Genomic DNA, 24,434 nt, shown 5'->3' with positions numbered 1-24,434 from the left:
ATTCAAGTCCAACCACGCGAGAGTTGATGGATGCGCCGCTGAAATGCATCCACTGACGGAGGGTGCTTCGTATAATCACCGACGTTACTTTGGAGCGGGAATTTATATAACGATTCCCGAGGAGCCATCCGGCCTTTCACCGGCATTCATCGTTCGAATTTACTGAGGTTGTAATTACTCAGCTATTCCTACTCAGGAACTGAGACGTTCAAACTATTTCATAAGTGGCGCTACTCCGCGTCAGTTGCGGAGTTTCCCCACATGAAATCACGTTTGAGCCTAATTCGCCTGCTTGGATTATATTCTGAATGCCGGTGTGATAATTTAGCCACGGCTGATGCCCTGTGCGGGATGTGTGTCGTTGATCACGGCACACTGCGTCGGTTTTCGACGCTCCGTTTTTACCCTGCACAAAATGAAAACAAAACCATCGCTAGGTAGTATGGTCGCGATCGTGGCTGCATTCGTCAGCCCGCACATCGCTGTTGGTCAGCTCCTGAATACCGTCAACAACACGGTCAACGCCACGCTCAGCGCGACAGTGAACACCGCCACCACGGTCACGCAAACCACGGTTAACGCTGCGGCGAATGTCGGCGCCACGGTCAATACCGTAGTCACCGCGCCACCGGTCGCCGAGACGGTGACGGGCGTAACTTCAACAGTGGGCGCGGTCGCGAATAACGTGACCGGCACCGTGGCCACCACAGTTGACCAAACTGCCGCGCTTACCGCCGGCGCAGCCAACTCGGCCGGCGCCGTCGTCGGTGGTGTCGCCACCGGAGTCGGCACGACGGTCGGAGCCACCAGTGCGAGCGTCACCACCGCGGTGCAAAGCCTCACGAACAGCGGCTTGATTGCTCCCACCGAAGAGCGGTTGCGCGCCGAAGCCGCCGCCGGCGCGGGCGTCTACGTCTATAAACACGGACACATCCCTTACGGTGCGCGTGTGATCGCAGTTGAGAAAACTTCGGTCGCACTCGCGCCGCTTTCCACCCGCTCACGCATCGAAGGCATCAACCTCGAAACCCGCGAACGCATCCTGCTCGATGTGAGAGCCCGGCTCGGGCTCGGTGCCGCCGTCGTCTCGCGCGCAAAAAAAATCACGCACGATACCGCCGACGCCGCCACCAGCCGGATCAGCCAAGCGATCGCCACGGTGGAAGCGAAAAAGCGCTCGGTGGTTCAACACGTGCACGCGGTTAAAGCCGCCAGCGTGAATCAACTCGGCCGCGCGAAAAAAAGTCTCTCCGACGATTACGCCGCCTACGCGCGCGCCGTCGCTGACTTGGAAGGCGAGGTCGATTTATTTCATCACAATCATCCGGGGCATCGCAATTACGACCTGGCCCGCGCCAAGGCCAATGTCGACGCACTCGTCGGCATCCGTAAAACATCAGGCGAAGAGCGTGATCCCGGCGTGTATGTGGACGCCGATGCCGCCGCACTGGTGCGCCTGCTTTCACCGCACGCGCTCGCTCGCGCCGGAGCGGAACCAGCGCTGGAAGCGAGCATCGTCCTTCCTTTGATTCGCGGTTGCTCGCCGGATGGACGTGACCAACTCATCATCGATGTCGGCGCTCACCTGGACGCTGCACTCGCGGTGATCGTCGCCGATAATCCCGGCAACGGTGGCGGCACGCCTCCCGGCGGAACCAACCCTGGCGGGGGCACGAACCCTGGCGGCGGGACGAACCCAGGTGGAGACACCAATCCGGGTGGTGGAACGAATCCGGGCGGCGGCAACAACCCAGGTGGTGGCACTAATCCCGGTGGTGGCACTAACCCTGGCGACGGCACCAATCCCGGTGGCGGCACGAACCCCGGCGGCAATCCTCCCGGCGGCACCGGCCCCGGCGGCGGCACCGGTGGCCCGGGCGATGGCAATAATCCAGGGGGCCCGGGCGGCGTTTTGGTGAACGTGCCTCCCTACCTTGCCGACAAAGACGAAGACGTGCGCGAAAAACTCGCTGAACTGGCTGAAGCCGACGACGACGATTTACCAAGAGTGCGCGAAGAACTCGCTGACACTTATGAAGACTATGTCGACGCGGTAAAACGCTACGAAACGCAAACCGTGATCCGGCGCGATGTCGTCGTAACGTCCACTGAGGAAGTTCCCGCTGAACAGTTCCGAATCGAAGTCGGCGTGGGCTACAGTCGCGGTGACTACGGTCTTGCGAGCGACACTGAAGTATTCTCTCTCCCGGTCAGCCTGGTCTATGAGAACTCAGACTGGATTTTGCGCGGCACGCTTCCGTGGGTGAGCATTGAAGGCCCGGCGGTCGCACTGGCGGATGGCATCGCCACCCCGGCCCGGCCCACGAGCGATTCAGAATCCGGTTTCGGTGACTTCGTCGCCGCCGCCACTTACAAGTTCGTCAAAGATCCCGCGGCGCTTCACGTCAACTTCACGGGGCGCGTGAAATTCCCGACGGCCGATGACGACAAAGGCTTGGGCACGGGAGCGACTGACTACTACGCGCAGATCGATCTCTACAAAACTTACGGCAGCATCACGCCATTCGCCGGTTTCGGCTATCGTTGGCTCGGCGATAACAGTCGTTATCAGTTGGACGACGGTTTCTATGTTTCCGGAGGCGTGGCCAAACGCGTGTCCGAGCGCGGCAGTATTGGCGCTGCGCTCGAATGGCGTGAAAAAATCGTCACCGGCGGGGACGATGCGTGGGAAGGCACTCTCTTTTACTATCAACGCATCAACCGTCACTGGGGCGCCACGATTTACGGTCTAAAAGGTTTCAGTGATGCGAGCGCCGACTATGGATTCGGTGCTTCCGTCATCTACACCTTCTAGTTCGTTGCAGGGGTCGCAAGCGCCGGTCCTCCCGGGCCGGCGCTTTTCTTTTGCCTTAAAAAGCGCGCTTAGAAACTCAGACTTTCAACGAAGCGCGAAATCCGCGGACGCCGTAGTAGGACTGCGCGCCGTTGTAGCCGATGAACACCCGGTTGTAGCGGCGATCCGCGTGCAACGCGCCACCCAATTTCCGGATCTCATCTGGAGTTTTGATCCAGCTCGAAGTCTTCGTATCAAAGTCACCGAGCTTTTGGAGCGCTTGATATTCTTCTTCCGTCAACAGCTCGACCCCCATCGCGGTGGCCATGTCGATCGCGGTGTCTTTCGGTTTGTGCTCTTTGCGCGATTCTAATCCTGCGCGGTCGTAGCACACGCTCACGCGACCTTGCGGGCTCTGCTCTGAACAATCGAAAAAAAGATATTCGCCCGTCTTTTTATCGTGGCTGACCACGTCCGGCTCGCCACCTGTTTTTTCCATTTCGGCGAGCGACCAAAGTTTCGCCGGGCTGGCCGCGAGCTTCGCCTCCACCTTGGCCCAATCGAGCGCCTGGTGCCGGCTTACATTTTTTTCGAAGCGTGCTTTTAATGTGCTCAACAGTTCTTCCCGTTGGGCCGTCGTCAGTGATTTTTTGGATTCGGCGCTTTTCAGGGGCATGATTTGAGTGGGTGGCGCAACTCTACGCCCACGCCCCGCCCGCGATCAATCCTGCGCTTGCTTTGCAGACTCCGCCGGACACCAGTGCGCGAAAATCCACCGCAGCAATCATGGCGCTCGCCCCTGAATCCTTGCACCAGAGGCTTTATTCAGACTCTCTCCGCGTCTTTCATGCGCACCCTTCGCTCTTGCCTGTTTCTGCTCGGTCTATTCGCAACGACGCTCCACGCCGTCGATGCCACCAAGGCACCCACCGCGCCGCGCAAGGTTGACCTCGGCATCTACATTCTCGACATCACCGACATCGACGAGCCCGCCGGTCAGTTCACCCTCCACGCGCTCGTGGGCGTTTATTGGCAGGAACCGTCCCTCGCCTTCGAAGGCACGGAGCCGCGCGTCCTGCGCGAGGATGCCGCCTTGGAGCAGGTAAACGCAATGTGGCGCCCGATGGTGGAATTCAACCGCACCACCGCGCCCGCCGAATTGCATCATAGCTTGCTGCGCATCCATCCCGATGGCCGCGTGGAATTCGAACGCCAGATGACCGCGCAAATCGCGACCGAACTCGATTTGCGTAAACTGCCTTTCGACACCCAAACGCTGAACATCGAATTGGAATCTTTCCAATACCTCGCAAGCGACGTCGAACTCACGCTCAAACCGGAAAAACTCCGGATGGCCTCGCGTATTTCCCTGCCGCAATGGCTACCCGGAAAAATCTCCGGCGAGGTGCAGCCCTACTATCGTGAAGTCTTCCAGGAAACCTACAGCCGCGCGAACGTGACGATCCAAATGAAACGTCACGTCCAGTTCTACATCTGGCAGATGATGGTGCCGCTCGGTATCGTGCTCGCCATGGCATTCGCGGTTTTCTTCCTGCCGCCCAAGGATCTCTCCGACCGCATGAGCGTGATCATCGCGAGCCTGCTGACCGTGGTCGCGCTGAGTTACTCGCTGCATTCGGGTTTGCCCAAAATTTCCTACCTCACCGTCATCGATTGGTTTTTCGTATTGGCCTACGTTTTCCTCGGGCTCGCGATGGCTGGCATGGTGTGGATCAGCAATCTCTATGACCGCGACGAAGCCAAAGCCATCCGCTACGACCATGTGCTGCGCTGGGTTTATCCGGGAGCGTATATTCTCTGCTCGGCCATCGTGGTGATCATGGCGCTGAACTGATCGTTGCTTCACAACGACCGCCAAGCGACGCCGCCAGTTCGACGATTGGCCATGGCTACAAAATCTCCCGCACGCCGGGCAGCTTGCGCAGCGCCGCTGCCACGCCCCAACTCAACGCGACCGCCCCGATCATCACCACGCTCGCCTTCACTCCCCCGGCCCACGCGCTTGTGAGCAGCGCATACTGCAACCAAGTCACGATCGCGTAGTGCACGAGATACATGCCAAACGCATTACGCGCGAGGCTCGCGAGCATGGCGTGACTGCGATGACCTTTACGTGCGAACAATGCCAGTAGCGCAAACGTGGTTGCGACGCCCGTGATCGCATACATCGCGTTAGCCGCGATATCCAGGGAGAGTGAAGCCCCGCCTTTGCCGGCTTGCGAAAACCACATAATCAGCGTCGCCACAAACCCACCGAACATCATGCCTGCGGCAGCCATCGCCCATTTCCAGCAGCGCGCCAACGATCCTTCGGCGCGCATCCAATCGCGCAGCTTTTCCATTCCGCCCGAACCCAGCGCGCAACCCACAAAAAAATAAATCGCATAGAGCGGTAACCGACTCGTTTGCACGGTGAACGGTCCCCACGTGGCCCACACGAACGGACTGACCACGCGCGTCGTGGCAAAATACACCGGCACCACGAGAGCGCAGAAGACCGCGCTCGTTTTCACCGGATGCGTTCTTGCCCAGGTTCCGAATCGCGCGAGTGCGTTGGACGCAGGCGGCAACCACGCCTGCAAGCCCGCCGCCACGCCACTGAACGCGAGCAGCACCCACAAGAACCATGCCGGCCCCGCCGGCCAGATTCCGAGCGAAGTCCATGCATTCCAAAAACCGGGATTCCCAGTCGCTTCGGCGCGCTGGAGATACGCCGGCCAATACGCGAGCGGCGCCAGCACCGCCGCCGCGACCACAAACGGCAGCCCCAAACGCAGCGCGCGATCACGCAGAAAATTAAGGACGCCTTTTCTCTGGATGCTCGGCCACACGAAGAGCCCTGAGAGCAGGAACATCATCGCCATGAAATAGGAATCATTCCACAGCGTGAACGTATCCAAGCCGGGCGCACGCGCCGCATCGACCACCGGAAACGCGCCCCACACCATATTCTCGCGCGTGAACGCTCCCGCGGGCGGTGCGTAAAGATGATACGCGAGCACCGCGTGATGCGCGATCACGAGCAGCGTCAGACACAAACGCGTGAGATCCAGCGCCGAGTCGCGAGTGGGCGCCCCTAACTCGCTGGATGAAGGCAGTCCGCCCGAAAGCGGCGCCGTGAAGTGATTTGATTTAGACATAAAAAGGCCCTCCGGCTTAGCCGGCTTAATCTTGCGGGTGTTCGATTCAGGAGTGGCGACGCCTCAGCCGTCGCGATTCTCCGGACTTGTTTTCGTTGGCCCCAACCGCCGACGCACCGCCCGCGCGTAGAGCGTGATTGGAACCAGCGTGGCCAACGCGACCACGATATAAAAAATCATTTGGTTCTGCTCCGCGTTGGGATCGACGACTAACGCCAGCGCCGCCGGCGTATTCGCATGTTCGGCCAACGCCACCGGCGCATCCGCCGCCACGCGTGCGACGCCAAAACCATTACTCCGCGCCGCGAACCAGCCGAGCGCGCTCATGCCGGCATACGCTTTCAGCCCGATCGCGATGCCACCAATTGCGAGCAATCCGACGCCGAAGGTCCCGAGTCCGATCACGCCGACACCGACCGCGCCGATCGCTAGAAACCCCACCGCAAACGCGCCGACACTCACCGGTGCCACCGCCACCGCGCCCCAGGCCACGAGCAAGCCATACGCGCGATCTCCACCCGCAATCCAACCCACCACCGGCCCCTCGCTTTCGTCCGGCGAGGCGAAACGAATATGCACGAGCGGCACGCCAAACAAAGTCGCTCGGCTTCGATAAATTCCCGCAGCCGATCCAATCTGATCGCGCTCCGCACGAAACGATTCCGGATTCAGTCGCCGCTCTTCGGAGCGTAGCCGTCGGAAAAAACGCAACAGTCGCACCAGGGCAAACGGCCACGCGATCACGAACGCGAGAATCGCCACCTGCGCGATCGTCGCGAACACCACGCGTTGTTCCCACGAACGCAACGCCGCGACCCGCAGTCCCCAAATCGCGCCAAGAAACGCGAGGCTCCCGAAAAATACGACGATCGTGGTGATCACCAAGAGTCGCTTCTCGCGATGCGTGCGCGACTGATCGAGTCCCACGCGCAATTGCATCGCCGTCGACGCCACGCCCGAAGCCGACGCCATCACTGCCGCCAGCGCGGTGGTTTTCGCCGCCAGACCGCTGTTTGCCGCGACCGCCGCCCCGAGTCCCGCCGCCTTTGCCGTAGTCGGCGTCGCCAGTGCCGGCAACGCCGCGAGCACGCCGAGCGTGAACGCGCGACCGGGAGTCGTTCTCGCCAGCGCACCTTCGACAAACGCGAGCGCTTGCTCCTGCAATAGTTTGCGGCCACGCGCGAGTCGTTGCTTGACCGCATCCTCACTGACATCGAGCGCACACGCGACGTGTTCGATCGAGGAGTTTTCGCGATAATATAACACGAGCGCCTCACGATAGAGCGGCGGCACGCGTTCCAGCGCGCGCCAGAGAATCACTTGTTCTTCGTCTCTCATGGTTTTTTCCACCGCAGGCACGTCTTCACTCACGATGTCGGCGGCGGCCTCCACGGGCTCCGCGCCGAGCGCGGCGTCGCGACCATATTGCCGGCGGAGGCGACTGAGTTTGTGGCGTAAAATTCCGCAAAGCCACGGGCGCAGTTTTTCCGGTTCGCGAAGATCCGGCAGCTGCGTCCACGCGGCAATAAACGCTTCCTGCGCGGCGTCCTCACTTTCAGTCACGTTGCCCGTCGACGAATACGCCAGCGAACACAACAGACGTTGATAACGCTCCACGATCCGCGCAAACGCCTCGCGCTCCCCAGCGAGACATGCCGCGACGAGTTCGGCATCGCTCGCGGCGGAAATCAGAGGAGTGGAAGACGTAAACTTCATGGCGTTTCTAATACAGTGCCCGAAACCCACCGATTGGTGACAAACTATTTTCATTTTTCGCAACCAACGGTCAAACAGGTGTTTTCCGTCACCGCACTTGCTCAAGGCGTTAAATTCTGCGGAGGTCTTTCCATGAAATTTTTCTGCGCACTCCTGTTCGCCACCTCACTTTTCGCCGCGAAAGCCGTCGCCGCTCCCACCCACGCGGTCGCCATCGAAGAAAAAATTACCGCCGCGCTCGTCGATTTCCTGACTTATAACAGCGACCCCGCCCGCCACGAAAACTTCTGGGCAGAAGATTTAATTTACACGAGTTCGCTCGCGGCGGTGCGCACGAAGCCGATGATCATGCAGTCGGTCACCGAAGCCGCGAAACTCGCCAAAGTCGCGCTCACCAAAAAAGCTCCGACCGCTTACTCCGCCACCGACATCAAAGTCCGCGTTTACGAAGGTTTCGCCGCGCTCACCTTTCAACTCGTCGCCCGCAGCGCCGACGGCACTGAAGAAAATTTCCGCAATAGCGGCACCTTCGTGCTGCGCGGTGAATGCTGGCAAGCCGTCACCTGGCAAGCCACGCGCATCCCGACTGCGACTGCCGACTCGAAATAAGCATAACCCGTCCACACACTCTCTCTTCATGCTACCCCGTCGAATCGCTTCCCTGTTGCTCGCGTGTGGTGTGGTGTTTTTCGCAGCCCAGGAAACCCATGCGGACGAAGCCTCGCTTCGCCATCGCGTCATCATTTCCACCGACATCGGCGGGACCGATTTCGATGATTTTCAGTCGCTCGTGCATGCGTTCCTTTACGCGGACACGCTCGACTACGAGGGAATCATCTCGTCGCCCTACGGCGCCGGGCGCAAGGAACATATCCTCCAAGTCATCGCTCACTACGAAAAGGATCATCCCAACCTGCGCACCTACTCGGAAAAATATCCCGCGCCCGATGCTCTCCGTGCGATCACGAAGCAGGGTGAAACCGAAATCGCGCCCTACACGGGCGTGCGCCGTTCGACTGAGGGCTCCGAGTGGATCATCGCTTGCGCGCGTCGTGATGATCCACGGCCCCTTTATGTGCTCATTTGGGGTGGCATCGAAGATCTCGCGCAAGCCCTGCACGATGCGCCGGACATCTTGCCGAAACTACGCGTGTATTTTATCGGCGGCCCGAATAAAAAATGGAGTGTCGACGCGTATCATTACGTCGCAACCCATCATCCGAAATTATGGATGATCGAAGCGAACGACACCTACCAAGGTTGGTTTGTTGGCGGCAATCAAACCGGCGATCTCGCCGCTGACCAGTTCACACCCGCCCACGCCGTGGGCCTGGGGGCCTTGGGTGATTATTTTGCGAGCGGCATCAGCTTCGAAGGGAAAACCCGCACCGCGATCCGCATGGGCGATTCGCCGACCATCGGCTGGCTGCTCAAAGGCGATCCCACCGACCCGACGAAACCGGGCTGGGGCGGCCAGTTCATCCGCGCGTGGAAGCGTCCCTATAATCGTTTCGATCGCCTCACCACGACGGACGATCGCATCGAACAGTTCGCCGTGTTCGAACTCGTGCTGCCACTGGGCGAAACCATTCCCGTAAATCCTGAGGCCCACCTCGTGATCGAAAATCAGTCGCTGGTCGGCACGGTTGTCGATGGCGCGATGCATTTTCGTTTCTCACCCAAGGAAGCCAAAGCCTACCGCTACACAATTCGCTCCAACGTCGCCTCGCTCGAAGGCAAAACCGGCGGCCTTACTTCCCTGCAACCCGCGCCGCAGCTCGCGCAACAGCCTGACCTCACCCTGCCCGACTGGTGGACCGACGATCCTTCGCCCGCACTGATCGAAGGGAAATTGATTGGCGCGAAAACCGTCAATCGCTGGCGCGAAGACTTCCTCCGTGACTTCGCCGCGCGCTTCCTGCGTTGTGAAAAGCCAGCCACGACCACCGTGCAGCGCTGATCGCCCGCGCAGTTCTCAAAACTTAATGTTGAACTTGATCGCCGCCACCCCGAGGCGCTCCGGCCCGGCACTCAGCGAAAATTTTCCATCGCGACTTTGCACAATCTTGCCGTCGCCATAGAAAAAGTTTTCGAGCGTGAGCCGGGGGATCACCGGTAGTTCGATCTCACGTTTTTTAGTGATGGTGAAAGGATCAAGTTGCAGGACGTCCTCGGGCATCGGCTGGTGCTGGTCGTTGAACACCGGATCGCGATCGACCGCCGCCGGCGCTGGCATTTTTGGTGAAATCTTTTCCGCGTCTTGCCGCACTAACTCTGCGATTTGTCCCCGCAGCACCGTGCCGGATAAGGAGCGTTTCTGACCCGGCGACGTTGCCGCAGGCTGCGCCGCCAGTGCGACTACGCAGCCCAGCGAAAGAAATATGCCTACGCCGGCTTTCATCTGAAAGCGCTCATTACACGGGCGAACCTTGCCAATCGACAGGTGAGCGTCGAACGCATTAGCGGGAAAATTCACCCTCACCTCCTACCGCTTGGCCGCTGAATGGTTCCTGCCATTCCACTTATTACGATCCCATCCTGGGCGGACACCGCCAAAATCAGACCTGGCTTCGACTATTTCCAAAGCGCTGCGCACCTGAGACGTGGCGCTGATTATAAGCACTTCACCGCAGCCCGCTGGTAGCTGCGCGAGGCGAGTCTCATTGTGCGTTCATGAAATCCCTACGCCGTCTCGCGCTCGCACTCGTGGGTTTCCTCGCGAGTTTGGCGGCGCTCGCTCAAACTGCGCCCACGTCGCTACGAGTGCTTTTCCTCGGCAACAGTCTTACCGACGGCAACGACGTGCCCGCACTCGTGCAAGGCATGGCCCAACTTCAGGGCGTGGAACTCAAATACACCACGATCGCGCCGGGTGGTTATGCCATCGAAGACCACTGGCGTGACGGAAACCAAATTCACCTGGCGCAGGGCAACTATGACATCGTCGTCCTCCAACAAGGGCCGTCCACGCTGGTCGAGAGCCAAGCGAATCTCCGTCAGTGGGCCACCACGTGGGCCAACGAAGCGCGCAAATACGGCACGCTCCCCGCGCTTTACATGATCTGGCCCGTGCGCACCCAAACGAACGGCTTCGCCCTCGTCGCGCAGTCCTACCGGAACGCCGCGCTCGCCGCAGACGCGTCGATCTTTCCCGCGGGCGAAGCGTGGGATCAAGTCACCCGCGCCAACCCCGCTATCGCGCTTTACAGCGAGGATAATCTTCACGCCACCTCCACCGGTTCATTTCTGGCGGCGATGGTGATCGCCCGCGGCATGGTCGGCCTGGATCCCGAGCGCGTGCCCACCCGCGTCGGCCTCGTAAGCGTTCCCACTGCCACGCTCACGGTTTTCCGCAACGTCGTCGCCGGACTTCCTGCGACCGTGTTGCCCGCCAAGGCTGCCGCCACGACTCCCGCCACGCCCACGATCACATCACCCACGACCACACTGACGCCGCAGTCTTCCGGAAATAGCAACGGCAGCGGTGGTGGTGGCGGGCCAAGCGCGTGGTGGGTCGTCGCCTTGCTCACGATCGGAGCCCTGCGATTTCGCCACGCGCTCCTGAGATAAATTCGGCGACGGACAAGCCTGCCGCTTTTCACGCTTTATCTTCGGGCATTCCTCCGAAGCATCGCGCCATGCTTTTCCGCTGGCTCGCCATTCTTTTCGCGCTCGGAGTTTTCGCCGGTTGCGGGCAGAAAAAAGATCTCCCAGAAATCACGGTCGCCGCAAACGATCCCAGTGATTTTGCCCGTTTCTCGTCTGAATTGCGCGCGCAGTTCCCCGCGGAACGCTTGAAAGATTTCGATACGGCGGTGAATGAATTAAAATTGGACGCGATGAACCGTAACGTCGCGACCGCCGAAGCGCGTGAGCAGGATATGGTCAACGCCGTGAAAAACAAAACCGTGCACGCAGCCACCTTGCTGGGCTGGCAGGCACGGCGCGCGCGCTTCGCGCGGGAAATCGCTTTCATCGACGTCCTGCTTCAAGGCGATCTCAAGCAACAAGCCAAAACCGCCGCGACCGGCGTCCCGCCCACGGTCACCGCGCGCATCCGTAGCGCCCAAGAGATGATCGCCCGCCTGCAGATCAGCCTCGATGAAACCGAACGGCGTCTCACTGAATGGGGCGTCGCGTTGGACAAAACCTCGCCCGCCGCAACGATTCCTGCCGCCAAGTAGCGCGCGGTTCCACTTTCCGATCAGTGAACCCCCGCAAATCGCGGGAGCGGCGGGGATTCGCTCTGCTATTCGCATGGTTCGTGCTAGTGACTCGTGAACTCCGTCGACTCCCTGACGGCTTCGCCAACTTGGTTTTTGAAATTCTTATGCGTGCCTCTCCTAAATTCCTGCTGGCCGCGGTTTGTCTCGCGGCAGCGACGGTCAACGCGTTTTCCGCGCCTCGTAATTTCGATCTCATCCTTGCCGGTGGCACCGTCATCGACGGCACCGGCGCCGCGCGGCGCATCGCGGATGTCGGCGTGATCGGCGACACCATCGAGGCGATTGGCGATCTTTCAAAGAGCACCGCCACGCGAAAAATCGACGCGCGCGGCCGGCTCGTCACTCCCGGTTTCATCGATGCGCACGCGCACGTCGCGGACAATCTTCTCGGCAGCAATGGCCTGCTCTCGCCCGACAAACGCCGGCGGGCCGCCCAGAATTTTCTCCTGCAAGGCATTACCACCGGCATGGGTAATCCCGACGGCAGCCAAGTCGAGCCGGTCATCACGCAACGTCGCCGACTCGAAGCCGCGGGCATCGGCATCAACGTCGCGTTGTTCAACGGCCACAATTACCTCCGTGCCCAAGTCATGGGCAAAGACACGCAGCGCCCCGCGAAGCCCGCCGAGATCGAGCGCATGCAAGCGATGCTGGTGAAGAGCCTGACCGAGGAAGGTTCGTTCGGCATGAGCACGGGTTTGGAATACGACAGCATGTTGTTCTCCGACACCCACGAACTCGTCGCGCTCGCGAGCGCGCTCGTGCCTTACGGTGGCATCTACACCGCGCACCAACGCAGTCAGGGCATTGCGCCGATGTGGTATAAACCCAGCGTGCACAAAGCCGTCACGCCGCCGACATTCGAAGGCTCGCTGCGCGAAAGCATCGCGGTCGCCGAAACGGGCGTCACCACCGTCGTCACTCACATCAAGGCGTGGGGCCCGGGTTATCGCGGCCACGCCGACAAATACATCGCGTTGCTGCAAGACGCGCGCGATCGCGGTGCGCGGATTTTTTGCGACCTGTATCCTTTTGTCAGCGCCGGGTCGGACGGCGGTTTCGTCATGCTGCCGCCGTGGCTCTTCGGCGTCACCGGCATGGCGCAAGTCAACACCGACCGTGCCGCCGCCGCGATTGAGAAAACCGATTACCGCGCGGCGTTCGAAAAAGAGATCCAACGCGGCGCCCGCGTCGACGACATCGCGCGCGACGTCCAAAACCAAGTCGACCTCAAGGGCGGCGCGGAACAGGTCTTCGTGCTCAACTACCCCGACGCCTCCTATGTCGGCAAAAACATCGCGACACTCATGCACGAGCGAAACCTGAGCCTTGTCGATCTTGCCATCGCGCTTCAACGCGAAGGCGACCCCACCCTTCCCGGTGGCGTGAAACTGCGCGCCGTGAGTATGGAGTTGAGGGACGTGCAGGCTTTCTACCGCCAATCGTGGACGATGACCGGCACCGACGGCTGGATCGTGTTACCCGAAGAAGCGGTGGGTCCGGCAAAATATCTCAGCACGAATCAACGCTGCTTCGGCACGTTCATCCGTCGCCTTACCGACATCAGTATCGAGCAAAAAGTGGATTCGCTCGAAGAAGCTGTGCGCAAAAGCAGCGGGCTCACGGCAGAGGTTTTCAATATTCCCGATCGCGGGCGCATCGCTCCCGGCATGAAAGCGGACTTGCTCATCATCGACCTCGAAAATCTCCGCGATCACACCACGCTCGCCGAGCCCAGCGTGTATCCGACCGGCGTGGAATACGTCTGGGTCAACGGCGCGCTCGTCGTCGAAAAAGGCAAATGCACCCTCGCCCTCCCCGGTCGCGTGCTTGATCCCGTGCGTCGCGCCGTAAAGACTCCCGCCTCGTGAAATCCACCCCCGCCGAAGCCACCGTGACGTTTGCCGACATCCAAGCCGCGCGCGAACGCATCCGCCCTTACGTCCACCACACGCCCGTGCTGCGCAGTCATACGTTGAACACCCTGTTCGGCGCGGACGTGGCATTTAAGTGCGAAAATTTGCAACGCATCGGCGCGTTCAAAGCCCGCGGTGCGCACAACGCCGTCTTCGCGCTGACCGACGCGGAAGCCGCCCACGGCGTCGTTACTCACTCCTCCGGCAACCACGCCGCCGCGCTCGCCCTCGCCGCGCGCAACCGCGGCGTTCCCGCGTTCATCGTGATGCCGAGCAACGCGCCAGTTTCGAAAGTCGCTTCCGTAAAACGCAACGGCGGGCAAATCACTGTCTGCGAACCTACCAACGCCGCGCGCGAAGCCACCGCTGCCCGCGTCTGCGCCGAAACCGGCGGCGTGCTCGTGCATCCTTACGACAACGCAATGGTGATCGCCGGCCAAGGCACCTGCGCGTTGGAATTTCTCACCGAAGCACCCGAGCTCGATCTGCTCGTCGCCCCGGTCGGCGGCGGCGGTTTGCTGGCCGGCACGGCCATTGCCGCGAAAGGCGTTAACTCGAAAATTTCCGTTTACGCCGCCGAGCCACTCGGTGCTGACGATGCCGCGCGCTCGTTTCGCGACGGCGTGCGCCACCCGCAAACCGATCCCCGCACCATCGCCGACGGCTTGCGCACCGCGCTGGGGGAGAAAAATTTTCCGTTGATCAGAAATCTCGTGGACGACGTCGTCACCGTGGACGAAGCGAGCATCATCGCGGCCATGCGCCTCGTGTGGGAAGTGCTGAAAATTATCATCGAGCCGTCCGCCGCCGTGCCGGTGGCTGCGTTGCTGGAAAAGAAAATTCCCGTGACTGGTCGCCGCGTGGGCGTGATCCTGAGCGGCGGCAATGTCGACCTCGACAAGCTGCCTTGGATGAACGCGAAAGCGTAACGCGCGATGTCCTTGCCGACTAAAGAAGGCGCGACCGCGTTGCTGCACGCACACGTGCGTGACGAGTATCAACGCCTGCACGCCGTGATGGTCGCGACCGCGCTCGAAGGTTACGCGCAGCACATTTTCCCGGGCGAAGACCCGCACCTCTGGTATCTCACGGGCCTGCTGCACGACCTCGATTTCGAAGAACACCCTGACACGCACCCCGCTCCTTCGCTCGGTTGGTTTAAAGAATGGAATTATCCGGAGGCACTCATTCACGCCGTCGAAGCCCACGCCTACGGTTACCATGATTTCAAAACGCTTCCGCAAACCAAGCTCGCCGCCGCGTTGCTCGCGACTGACGAGCTGTGCGGCATTTTTTACGCTTATCGGAAAATGAATCCCGTGCGCTACGGCGAAATGAAACCGGCTTCACTCAAGAAAAAGTTTAAAGACCATGGCTTCGCCGCGAAAATCGACCGTGCCACGATCGAACTCGGTTGCCAGCATCTCGGCGTGGATCTCGACGCACACATCGCGAATCTCGGGCGATTCCTCGCTCCGCTGAACTGACACCTCCACGCTGCGCCCCAGTCAGCAAGCGATGCGGATTGAACCGCTTTTTTGTCCCACTGGTCGCGCGAATGGCGCCGTTGCCCGCAGCGAGGTTGAATAATCCACAATTTCGCTCATCGTGTGGCCAATCCCCTTCGCCCCATGACACGTCTCTTTCTCGCCTTGTTTGTTTTGACGGGTGCGCTTTCCGCGCAAACCCAGCCTGCGAAAGAATACAGCCTGCACACGACGGAGCCCGATGAAATCGACCGCGCCGCCCTCGGCCACACGCGCTACGATTTCCGGATCGATTCGAAAGACGGATTAGTCGACTCGTCTGGTAAAGCCGTCGCCGCCGCGAATCTCGGGACCTACCTCAAGACGCGTGAATTCAAAGCCGACGCATTTTACTTCCTCTGGATCACGCCGACGAGCGCCCCGACCGACACCCTGGCGCCTACGCTAAAATCGCTCAGCGATCACGGTATCACCAAGATCGTGGTGCGCTACGAACCCCGTCCTCGCATCACGAACAATAAAACTGTCGAGCCCGTGAAAGGCTTGGAAAAAAGTCTGGCGAACCTTCGCACGGAGAAAAAGAACTGACCCGCCCGCCGGCGGTAAGTTTATTTTTTCTTCCGTTTGTGAAACGTCAGCATGTTGCCGTCGGGGTCGCGGACTCCGAACATTGAGCAGATCGGAAAATACTGGGGCGGGATCGCGAATTTGATTTTGTGCGCGCGAAAGTGCTCCACCGCTGCTTCGAAATCCGCAACTTCGATGGCGACCGCCGTGCCCTTTTTAGAGGGAAACCAGAGCTTCGGCGCACATGCGACGACTAGCGTGCTTTTGCCGATGTCGTATTCGATGAAGTTTTTCGAAAACACCCGGCTCCGTTTCAGGCCAAGCACGCCTTCGTAGAATTTTTTCGCCTTCGCCATGTTGGTTACCGCGTAGGCCGTGAATGCGATCTCTTTGAATTTAATCATAGGGCAATGAGGTTAGCCTTTTGACCCATTACCACCCGTCTCGTTCCGTGTTCAAATTCCGCGTAGCGCGACGATCCCAAACGCCACCGCAAACCCAACGGCGAGCGGCACGACCATTTTGCGAATCACCACGGGCACGGCCACGCCCGCCAGCGTGCAGGTGAAAATCACGACCGCCGCCACCGGCGAAAGCGTGCGTCCATAGTTCGCTGCAATCGCCCCGAGCACACCGAGGTCAATCCCGTGCGCAAGCTGGTCGCCACGCAACGCGGGCAGCACCGCTTTTGAAAACGCCACACTCGGCCCCGTGCCCGATCCGCACACCACGGCGAGCAAACCGGGGAACACACTCGCCGCTATTTTCGCGGCAAAACCACTGGTCGCGGCGAAGTTCACCAGTTTCTCCGTCAAGCCCACCGCCGTGATGCCCGCAATGAAACAGCTCGCCGTTACAATCAGCGAAATAATCTGCGCATACGCCTGCCCCATGCCCTCGAAAAACGATTTCACAATCGCCGACACGCCGCGCCAGCTCGCCAGCAACACAACAATGGTCGAAACCAGCATCGCGTAAGGCACCGGCAAACCCCGCTCGAACGGCGCCGGCAAATTATCAAAAATAAAACCGGGCAGCATCACGAAAATCATCACCACCGGCAGCGGCGGCATAAACGCTTTCCATAACGGTTCGCTGATGAGCGTGGTCGCCGATGACGCCTCGTGCGTCGTCGGGATCGCCGCCGCGCTTCGACTGCGGGCATTCAGCACCGTAAACACGGTCACGAGCACCGCAAAGCCACCTAACACCGGCGGCAGTATAAAACTCAAGATCTGCGCCATGGGCGCGCCGTTCGCGTCGTGAATCGCTACGAGGTCCGCCTCGCCGGGATTGCACAAATTCCCGCATGACGTCCCGAGCAACAACGTCGCCGCTGCGACCACGGCAGGAAAGCCTGCCGCGATTAACAACGGCACGAGAATCGGCCCGACTGCGGCCGCCGCTGCCGTCTGGCTGTTGATCGCGACATTCGTGAAAAACGCCACCACGCAACCGCCCGGCAACAGCAACCAACCCGCCCGCCGCAACGGCGCCATCAACCGGCTCACCATCGCGCGATCGCAGCCGGTGGCCCGCAGCACAAACGAATACCCCATCGCCGAACAAATCGGCCCGATCGTTTTGCCATTCCCCATTTCCGCGATGAACGCATCGAACACGCCCAATGGTTTCCCGGCGAGCAGGGCCAGCAACAACCCCGCGCCAAACAACACCAGCCGCACGTCCACCTGTCGCACGAGCAGATACGCAGCGAAGCCGATAATTAAAAAAGCGACAGTTAACAGCATGAGGGCGAAAAACGACCTTGGGGTGCAAGCTGGTTATATGCCGGCGACGACGCCAAGCCATTAAAACTTCGCACGCCGGCCTTGTGGGTTAGCCCACGCTCGGCCATGAATTCCCCGTGTCCGATCCTTCGTCCCCGCTCAATCCTGATTCCAGCCCATCCGGAAACACGCCTGCTCCACACAAACGTCGCCCGCGTTACGCTGGGAAAAACCCGCGGCGCTTCGAGGAGAAATACAAGGAACACAACCCCGCGCGCTACGCCGCCGACGTCGCCAAAGTGCTCGCCGCTGGCAAGACGCCCGCCGGCAGCCATCGCCCGATCATGGTCGCAGAAATCCTCGACGTGCTCGCGCTGCAACCAGGCGAAATCGCTGTCGATTGCACACTGGGATTCGGCGGACACTCCCGCGAGTTGTTGCAGAAAATTTCACCGGGCGGACGTCTCATCGCGCTCGACGTCGATCCGATCGAACAACCAAAAACCACCGCGCGCCTGCGCGACGCGGGTTGGAACGAAGCCGTTTTCACCAGCGTGCGCTCCAATTTCGCCGGCCTACCCAAAGTGCTCGCCACGCTCGGCCTACTCGGAGGCATCGATGCCGTGCTCGCCGACCTCGGCGTTTCCTCGATGCAAATCGACGACCCCGCGCGCGGCTTCACTTTCAAAAGCGATGGCCCGCTGGATCTGCGCCTCAATCCTTCGCGCCCGCCGTCCGCCGCCGACTGGCTTGCACGCATCTCCGAAGAAAAACTGGCCGTCGCACTGAAGGAAAACTCCGACGAACCTTACGCCGAACTGCTCGCCCGCGAACTGACCGCACGCCGCGAATCCGCGCCCTTCACGCGCACGCAGGCACTCGCCGACGCCGTCCGCGAAATCATCCAGCCGCACCACACGCATCCCGATGAAGATGCGCAGGACGACTGCGTGCGCCGTGTCTTCCAAGCGATCCGCATCGCCGTAAACGATGAGTTTGGCGTGCTCGATCTTTTCCTGCGCCAATTGCCGGGTTGCCTGAAACCCGGTGGTCGCGTCGCGATTCTCACGTTTCACTCGGGCGAAGATCGCCGGGTAAAACATGCCTTCCGCGAAGGCGTGCGCGCCGGCATCTATTCTTCGACCAACGACGAAGTCGTCCGCGCCGGCCCGGAAGAACGCCGCGCCAATCCCCGCAGTTCCTCCGCAAAACTTCGGTGGGCGATCCGCGCTTAAATTGAATGCGGGAAGGATAGTTCGCTAACGCGGCCATCTTCTGTCCCGTTCAGCTGCATCGACGATCATCCTGACCTTCCCGCGTGCGCCGGTTGCGGCCGCTGCTGCCACTTGGTGGTTGAACTGCGTGAAGACGACTGGGTGCCCGCTCATTTTATCGTCGAGCATGCCGGCGCGCGTTGCATGGATCAACACAGCAACGGGGCCTGCGTCGCCCTCGATCCGCGCACGCAGCTCTGCACCATTTACGACGATCGCCCGCAAACTTGTCGCGACTTCAATCGCGGCGAACCGCTCTGCCGTCACATTCTCACCCAACGAGCGCCGAGCGTCGCCTGAAATTCAATTCGCGGAATACTTCGCTATTCCCGCGAGTCTGCGCAGCTTGAGAGAATGAAACCTGCTGCCCTCGTCCATCCGCCACTCGTGGCCCGCCGTAGCTGGGTGCAAGGGCGCCGGATTTACTTCGAAATCAACGACCGCCGCTCGCTCAGCTTTCCCGCGACGAAATACGCGCTCCTCGAGAACGCGCTTCAGTCCGAGCTGAACAAAATCCGCCTGAGCGCCGACGGCACATCCGTGACTTGGGATTCGCTCAACGAGGAAATTCAGATTGGCGACGTCGCCGCCAACCACTTCGTGCACACGGCACGCAGCTAGGTTTTGGCAAGCGCCTTGCGCAGCGCACGGTGACACACGTCCATTTCCTCGGGCAGGCCGATTGTCACGCGGGCCCAATCCGTCAAAGGCGGAAACGGACGGCCCACACTCACGCCCTCCGCGCGCATCTTGGCGGCGAACTCCTGCGCCGGCATTCCCGTCTGGAAAAACACAAAATTGCCCTGCGGTTCCGCGTGACGTTTTCCGAGCTTCGTCACTTCTGCGATCAGCGCGTCTCGGCCGGCTTTGATTTTCGCGCGCGTCGCCGGCACGTAACCGCGGTCATTCAGCGACGCCGTCGCCGCCGCGAGCGTGAGCGAACTCACACTGCCGGTCATGTGGCCGCGTAACGACACCGCGAGTTTCTGCGGCAAGATCGCGTAACCGAGTCGCAAGCCCGCCATGCCGTAGATTTTTGAGAACGTCCGCGCGACGACCACATTGTAACCTTCCGCCACGAGCGGCGCGACCGTCTGGCCGGCGTAATCGTCAGCGCAGTCGAGATACGCTTCATCGACAAACACCACCGTCTGCTTCGAGACCGTGCGGACAAATTCTTTCAACGCCGCTGCGTTCACCACGGTGCCCGTGGGATTATTCGGATTAACCACATAAACGAGCGACGTGCGCGCCGTCACCGCCGCCGCCATCGCGGGCAAGTCGTGCTCGAGCTTCGCGTTCAGCGGCACGCGCACGGCCTTGCCGCCGGATTTTTCCGCCGCGTTCACGAGTTGCATGTAGGAGGGATCTGCAACCACCACTTCTCCTTTCTCCAAACCGAAATGAAATCCCGCGACATCGAGAATCTCGCCTGAGCCATTGCCCAACACAATTTGTTCGGGACGACAGCCTTCCTTCGCCGCGATCAGCGCGAGCAATTCAGCTTCTTGCCCGAAAGAATAACGACAACTCCGGCTCACGGCTGACGTCATCGCTGCCTGCGCCGCGGCCGAGGGGCCGAACGGATTTTCATTCCACGCGAGCCGCACGATGCCCGGTTCGACCGGCCCGGGAATCACCGGCGCCGGCCCGACCGGTTTGGGCGCGGGCGTTTGCGCCTGGAGTGAAAAGCGTGAAGTCAGGGCAGTCGCGGCGATCGAAGCGCCAGCGGCCTTGAGCCACTGCCGCCGATTGAGAGGAGAAGTGAGTGAGGCCATGATTAAGTCGTAACGCGCAGCCGCCGCCATGCCAAGCCAGCGCGACAAACTCCCTGAATAATCAGTGAGATAATTTTTGCCAAACGCCCGCACGCCGCCGCAAATTTTTGTCACCCCGAATGAAATTACGCTCACTCCGTCTCCTCGCGTTTACCGTCGTTACTTCAACCGCTTCCTTAGTTGGCGCCGAATTTTTTGTGGCGCCCACCGGCAGCGATGCCGCCAACGGCACGTTGGCCGCGCCTTTCAAAACGTTGGAACGCGCCCGCGATGCCGCCCGCGAACTGCGCACGAAGCCCGGCGCAGCTTCGGAAAAAATCACGCTCTGGCTGCGTGGCGGCACTTATCCGCTCGCGCGCACCTTCGAGTTAAACGCGACCGACTCCGGCACGAGCGATTCGCCCTTTTTAATCACCGCTTACGAGAAGGAAGAAGTCCGCGTCACGGGCGGAATGCCGGTTCCCGCGACTTCGTTTACGAAAGTCACCGACGCATCGCTCTTGCGACGCCTGCCAGAAGCCGCGCGTGGCCACGTGCTGGTCGCCGATCTGCGTGCGCTCGGCGTGCAGGATTTCGGACGTCACCAACAATTCGGCCACGGTCTGCCGGTGGTGCCGTCGTCGATGGAATTATTCTGGAACGACACGCCACTGGCCCTCGCACGTTACCCCAACACCGGCGCGATTCTCATGGGCGAAGTGACCGAACCCGGGTCGATGCCGCGCACAGGCGACTACTCGAACCGTCCCGGCCGCTTCAAATACACTGACCCGCGCCACGAACGGTGGGTCAACGCACCTGACGTGTGGTTTCAGGGTTATTTCAATCATGGTTACGCCGACGACAAAATCCGGGTGGCGAAAATCGACGTCGCCAAAAAAGAAATCTCCCTCGCCGCACCGCATTTGTATGCGCTTGGCAGCGGCCAAAATTACAACGCCTACGTCGCGCTCAATCTACTCGAAGAACTCGACGAACCCGGCGAATGGTATGTCGATGCGACTGCGGGCAGGCTCTACCTGTGGGCTCCGGGCGATCTGCGCACCGCGCGCATCGCGGTTTCCATTCTGGAACAGCCGCTCATCGCGATCGAAAACACCAGTGATTGCCAACTGCGCGATTTGATCATCGAAACCGGTCGCGGCCTCGGCATCTACCTGGAAGGCGGCACGCGCAACCGCATCACCGGTTGCACCATTCGCAACTTCGGCACGATGGGCATCATGTTCGGTCAGGGTGCGCGCCAGACCAACCCGCCCGCCGTTGATGACTATCTTGGCGTCGGTGTCCCGCGTGACGTGGGTTCGTATCACTCCCACATTTATCACAACACCGCGTGGGAACGAAACGCCGGCACAAATCACGTCATCGAGCACTGCGACATCTATAACACGGGCTCCGGCGGCATTTTGCTCGGCGGCGGCAGCAAGAAAAACCTCACGCCTGGCAACAACGTGGTCACCGACACGCGCATCCACGAATTCAGCCGGCGCAACAAAATGGGCGCGAGCGGCGTGACCTTGGACGGCTGTGGCAACCGCGTCGTGCACTGCGAGATTTTCGACGGCGACCTGCAAGCGATCTTCTCGCGCGGCAATGACCACATCTTCGAGTTCAATCACATCCATCATGTCGCGCGAAACTCCAACGACGCCTCCGGCTGGTATCTCGGCCGAGACCCGAGCGATCAGGGCAATATCGTCAGGAATAATTTTTTCCACGACGTCGGCCGTCCCGACCGCAAGTGGACGATGGGCGTCTATTGCGACGACGCGACGTGCGGCGTGCTCGTCGAAGGCAACGTGTTCCTCAACGTCGCGAGCTACGGCACCGTTTACAGCAACGGCGGCAGCGACATCGTCGTGCGGAATAATATTTTCATCGGCGGGACTGGCCCCGCGTTTCAGCAGAAAGCGATGTGGTGGGATTTCGCGATCGATAGTTTCGATTACTACTTCGGCCCGAAAAGCATTTACCGGAAACGCCTCACGCAAGCCGTGGACATTTACTCGCCCCCTTACAGCACGCGTTATCCGCATTTGAAAGAATGGCTCGATCCGATGCCCGACGGAAAAACTTTCGTCGGCATGTATCCGAGCCGGAATCGTTTCGCCGACAATGTGATTTATAAATTCGAAGAAACCGTCCGCCTCGTCGGCGAGCACACCCAACTCGAGTTCGGCAAAAATTTCCTCACGAGCAAAGATCCGGGTTTCGTCGATGCCGCCGCGAAAAATTTCTCGCTCAAGCCCGACGCCGCCGTTTACCGCGAACTGCCGGGATTCAAACCCATTCCCTTCGACCAAATCGGTCCGCGCCCGCGCCAGAATTAGCAGGTGGGCGTCGGTCTCCGCACCGACGCCCAAACGCTCTCACTCGATCGGCTGCTCGTCGCGCAGCAATTTCGCGTCCACGATAAACGGCCCCGCCGGCAGCAGGCTCGCGAGCAACACGAGGCCCGTGCGCTTCCAGTTCCAATTCTGCGCCAGCGCGGCTTGGATCGCCGCCAGCACGTAGAGCAAAAAAAGCACGCCATGCGCCATGCCCACCACGCGCACGAACTCCGGTCGGCCCGCGAAATATTTCAACGGCATCGCGATCAACAGCAGCGCGAGAAACGATGCGCCTTCCCACCAACCGATTACCCGCAAGCGCCCGAGAGGAGTTTTGAGCCAATTCATGCGTCGTTGATGAAACGCGGGCTCCCGATGCTCAAGTCCGCAGCCGCTCCAACGCAGACGTATTTTTCCAACTCATCGCGGTCATGAATCGCACGTGCACGCAGATTTAGTTTTCTCGAGGGGAACCGCCTCGCTCCATCCCAGTCGAAGTTGCGCGCCGCCCGGCTTATCCTTGCGAGGAAAGCCGCGCCGCAAGCGCTCGATCCGCAGTTCGCCATCTCCGCTCCGCAACTCGCCCCTGCCAACTCGCCGGGCGCTTTAATCGCTGTTGAAACCTGTCGTGTGCGCACAAACCCGCGCCACGCCCACCAAGTTTCACACATATGAAAAACCGCCTCGCCTCCCTCCTCAGCGCCTCGCTCCTCGCCTGCGCGCTTTCGTCCTCCGCTATCGCCCAGATCACCGTGACGGCCTCTGCTGACACCGTGCTGCTCAATCACGGGGAAACCCCCAATTCCGCCACCACGAATTATTCATCGGCTATCAGTCTTCAATCGCTGGTTCCGGCCAACGGCGATTATCAGAGCTATCCGCTCTTCAAATTCGATCTTTCCTCCTACGCTGGCACCACCGTCTCCGGCGATGCTATTTTCTCGCTCCATGTTTTGGGCGGCTCGGGCGTCAACCGTCCCATCCAATTACTCAATTTGAAAGGGGCGGTTGATTTCAGCACAGTGACATGGGACAGCTACGGCACCGCATTCGCCGTTACCCCCAATGTCTATGCGCCCACTGACTCCGCCACCTACGGCGCGGCCATCGGCGGTGAGCAAACTTTCACCCCAGTCGCCGGAGCGGTGAGCACGTTCGTGATTCCAGCATCCACCGTGCAAAGCTGGATCGACAGTCCCAGCACCAACTACGGTTTCGCGTTCTTCCGCTCCGGTCTCAACTACACTGAAGGCCTCGCGGACTTCTCTTCGATCGAAGGCGTGCAAGGTGCAACCCTCTCGTTCAGCAGCGCCTCGGCCATCCCGGAACCTTCCACCTACGCTGCGATGTTCGGTGCCTGCGCCCTCGGTTTCGCCGCGTATCGCCGTCACAAAAAATCCAAGACGGACGCGGCAGCCGCCACCGTCATGGCCGCCTAACCTCTTCCGACTT

23 protein-coding genes are annotated in these 24,434 nt (G+C 60.5%); 15 read left to right on the top strand and 8 right to left on the bottom strand.

What is annotated here, in order from left to right; translation table 11 throughout:
* Positions 1-415 precede the first annotated feature (415 nt).
* Positions 416-2,815: a transporter gene (locus ACRRQW_RS12275; RefSeq protein WP_438481735.1), complete on the top strand. Its 2,400-nt coding sequence runs from the start codon at positions 416-418 to the stop codon at positions 2,813-2,815.
* A 76-nt stretch (positions 2,816-2,891) separates the two neighbouring features.
* Here the strand turns inward: ACRRQW_RS12275 and ACRRQW_RS12270 are convergent, their stop codons facing one another.
* Entirely contained in the window at positions 2,892-3,470 is a 579-nt protein-coding gene (locus ACRRQW_RS12270; RefSeq protein ID WP_438481734.1) for a DUF4256 domain-containing protein, read from the bottom strand.
* Positions 3,471-3,641: 171 nt separating this feature from the next.
* On the opposite strand from ACRRQW_RS12270, the gene ACRRQW_RS12265 reads away from it, so the two are divergent.
* Positions 3,642-4,649 carry a hypothetical protein gene (locus ACRRQW_RS12265; RefSeq protein WP_438481733.1) on the top strand — a complete coding sequence of 336 codons (1,008 nt, stop codon included), beginning with the start codon at positions 3,642-3,644 and terminating at the stop codon, positions 4,647-4,649.
* A 55-nt stretch (positions 4,650-4,704) separates the two neighbouring features.
* On the opposite strand, the gene ACRRQW_RS12260 is transcribed toward ACRRQW_RS12265, so the two are convergent.
* Positions 4,705-5,955 carry an acyltransferase family protein gene (locus tag ACRRQW_RS12260; protein WP_438481732.1) on the bottom strand — a complete coding sequence of 417 codons (1,251 nt, stop codon included), beginning with the start codon at positions 5,953-5,955 and terminating at the stop codon, positions 4,705-4,707.
* A gap of 63 nt (positions 5,956-6,018) precedes the next feature.
* Complete coding sequence (locus ACRRQW_RS12255) at positions 6,019-7,671, bottom strand: RNA polymerase sigma factor (protein WP_438481730.1); 1,653 nt, start codon at positions 7,669-7,671, stop codon at positions 6,019-6,021.
* Between the two features lie 132 nt (positions 7,672-7,803).
* On the opposite strand from ACRRQW_RS12255, the gene ACRRQW_RS12250 reads away from it, so the two are divergent.
* Positions 7,804-8,280, top strand: coding sequence for a nuclear transport factor 2 family protein (locus ACRRQW_RS12250; RefSeq protein WP_438481729.1), 477 nt, complete (start codon positions 7,804-7,806; stop codon positions 8,278-8,280).
* Between the two features lie 28 nt (positions 8,281-8,308).
* Positions 8,309-9,631 carry a DUF1593 domain-containing protein gene (locus ACRRQW_RS12245; protein WP_438481728.1) on the top strand — a complete coding sequence of 441 codons (1,323 nt, stop codon included), beginning with the start codon at positions 8,309-8,311 and terminating at the stop codon, positions 9,629-9,631.
* Positions 9,632-9,646: 15 nt separating this feature from the next.
* On the opposite strand, the gene ACRRQW_RS12240 is transcribed toward ACRRQW_RS12245, so the two are convergent.
* Complete coding sequence (locus ACRRQW_RS12240; RefSeq protein WP_438481727.1) at positions 9,647-10,072, bottom strand: hypothetical protein; 426 nt, start codon at positions 10,070-10,072, stop codon at positions 9,647-9,649.
* A gap of 272 nt (positions 10,073-10,344) precedes the next feature.
* Between ACRRQW_RS12240 and ACRRQW_RS12235 the strand changes: the two genes are divergently transcribed.
* From ACRRQW_RS12235 to ACRRQW_RS12210, 6 genes are all read left to right on the top strand, one after another.
* Positions 10,345-11,241 carry a hypothetical protein gene (locus ACRRQW_RS12235; RefSeq protein WP_438481726.1) on the top strand — a complete coding sequence of 299 codons (897 nt, stop codon included), beginning with the start codon at positions 10,345-10,347 and terminating at the stop codon, positions 11,239-11,241.
* A 68-nt stretch (positions 11,242-11,309) separates the two neighbouring features.
* Positions 11,310-11,855: a hypothetical protein gene (locus tag ACRRQW_RS12230; protein ID WP_438481725.1), complete on the top strand. Its 546-nt coding sequence runs from the start codon at positions 11,310-11,312 to the stop codon at positions 11,853-11,855.
* Positions 11,856-12,001: 146 nt separating this feature from the next.
* A complete protein-coding gene (locus ACRRQW_RS12225; RefSeq protein WP_438481724.1) occupies positions 12,002-13,768 on the top strand; it encodes an N-acyl-D-amino-acid deacylase family protein in 1,767 nt (588 codons plus the stop codon).
* Positions 13,765-14,742: a pyridoxal-phosphate dependent enzyme gene (locus tag ACRRQW_RS12220; protein ID WP_438481723.1), complete on the top strand. Its 978-nt coding sequence runs from the start codon at positions 13,765-13,767 to the stop codon at positions 14,740-14,742. The genes ACRRQW_RS12225 and ACRRQW_RS12220 overlap by 4 nt, the downstream gene beginning before the upstream one ends.
* Positions 14,743-14,748: 6 nt before the next feature.
* Positions 14,749-15,300: an HD domain-containing protein gene (locus ACRRQW_RS12215; protein WP_438481722.1), complete on the top strand. Its 552-nt coding sequence runs from the start codon at positions 14,749-14,751 to the stop codon at positions 15,298-15,300.
* Between the two features lie 144 nt (positions 15,301-15,444).
* Entirely contained in the window at positions 15,445-15,888 is a 444-nt protein-coding gene (locus ACRRQW_RS12210) for a hypothetical protein (RefSeq protein WP_438481721.1), read from the top strand.
* Positions 15,889-15,908: 20 nt separating this feature from the next.
* On the opposite strand, the gene ACRRQW_RS12205 is transcribed toward ACRRQW_RS12210, so the two are convergent.
* Together ACRRQW_RS12205 and dcuC are read right to left on the bottom strand one after the other, a co-directional pair.
* Entirely contained in the window at positions 15,909-16,271 is a 363-nt protein-coding gene (locus ACRRQW_RS12205) for a VOC family protein (RefSeq protein ID WP_438481720.1), read from the bottom strand.
* Between the two features lie 51 nt (positions 16,272-16,322).
* Positions 16,323-17,618 (bottom strand): C4-dicarboxylate transporter DcuC, encoded by a 1,296-nt coding sequence (gene dcuC, locus ACRRQW_RS12200; protein WP_438481719.1) that lies wholly within the window; start codon positions 17,616-17,618, stop codon positions 16,323-16,325.
* Positions 17,619-17,734: 116 nt separating this feature from the next.
* Here dcuC and rsmH point away from each other — a divergent pair, with 116 nt between their 5' ends.
* Genes rsmH through ACRRQW_RS12185 form a run of 3 tightly spaced genes read left to right on the top strand, consistent with a single transcriptional unit; the run spans position 17,735 to position 19,492 of the window.
* On the top strand, positions 17,735-18,832 hold the full coding sequence (gene rsmH / locus ACRRQW_RS12195; protein WP_438481717.1) for a 16S rRNA (cytosine(1402)-N(4))-methyltransferase RsmH: 1,098 nt from the start codon (positions 17,735-17,737) through the stop codon (positions 18,830-18,832).
* Positions 18,833-19,171 carry a YkgJ family cysteine cluster protein gene (locus ACRRQW_RS12190; RefSeq protein ID WP_438482358.1) on the top strand — a complete coding sequence of 113 codons (339 nt, stop codon included), beginning with the start codon at positions 18,833-18,835 and terminating at the stop codon, positions 19,169-19,171.
* A 54-nt stretch (positions 19,172-19,225) separates the two neighbouring features.
* Positions 19,226-19,492, top strand: a complete 267-nt coding sequence (locus tag ACRRQW_RS12185) for a DUF2442 domain-containing protein (RefSeq protein ID WP_438481716.1) — start codon at positions 19,226-19,228, stop codon at positions 19,490-19,492.
* On the opposite strand, the gene ACRRQW_RS12180 is transcribed toward ACRRQW_RS12185, so the two are convergent.
* Positions 19,489-20,763 (bottom strand): pyridoxal phosphate-dependent aminotransferase, encoded by a 1,275-nt coding sequence (locus tag ACRRQW_RS12180; protein ID WP_438481715.1) that lies wholly within the window; start codon positions 20,761-20,763, stop codon positions 19,489-19,491. The two genes, ACRRQW_RS12185 and ACRRQW_RS12180, sit on opposite strands and share 4 nt — an antisense overlap.
* 5 nt (positions 20,764-20,768) lie before the next feature.
* On the opposite strand from ACRRQW_RS12180, the gene ACRRQW_RS12175 reads away from it, so the two are divergent.
* Positions 20,769-22,982, top strand: a complete 2,214-nt coding sequence (locus ACRRQW_RS12175) for a right-handed parallel beta-helix repeat-containing protein (protein WP_438481713.1) — start codon at positions 20,769-20,771, stop codon at positions 22,980-22,982.
* Positions 22,983-23,021: 39 nt separating this feature from the next.
* On the opposite strand, the gene ACRRQW_RS12170 is transcribed toward ACRRQW_RS12175, so the two are convergent.
* The gene (locus ACRRQW_RS12170) at positions 23,022-23,330 is read right to left on the bottom strand and encodes a DUF3817 domain-containing protein (protein WP_438481712.1); all 309 of its coding nucleotides are present in this window, start codon (positions 23,328-23,330) and stop codon (positions 23,022-23,024) included.
* 323 nt (positions 23,331-23,653) lie between these two features.
* Between ACRRQW_RS12170 and ACRRQW_RS12165 the strand changes: the two genes are divergently transcribed.
* Positions 23,654-24,421: a DNRLRE domain-containing protein gene (locus tag ACRRQW_RS12165; RefSeq protein ID WP_438481711.1), complete on the top strand. Its 768-nt coding sequence runs from the start codon at positions 23,654-23,656 to the stop codon at positions 24,419-24,421.
* Positions 24,422-24,434 lie beyond the last annotated feature (13 nt).

Source organism: Oleiharenicola lentus, assembly GCF_051660365.1.
GTDB classification, from domain to species: domain Bacteria; phylum Verrucomicrobiota; class Verrucomicrobiia; order Opitutales; family Opitutaceae; genus Lacunisphaera; species Lacunisphaera lenta_A.
This window is presented reverse-complemented; position numbering and strand designations above follow the sequence as displayed.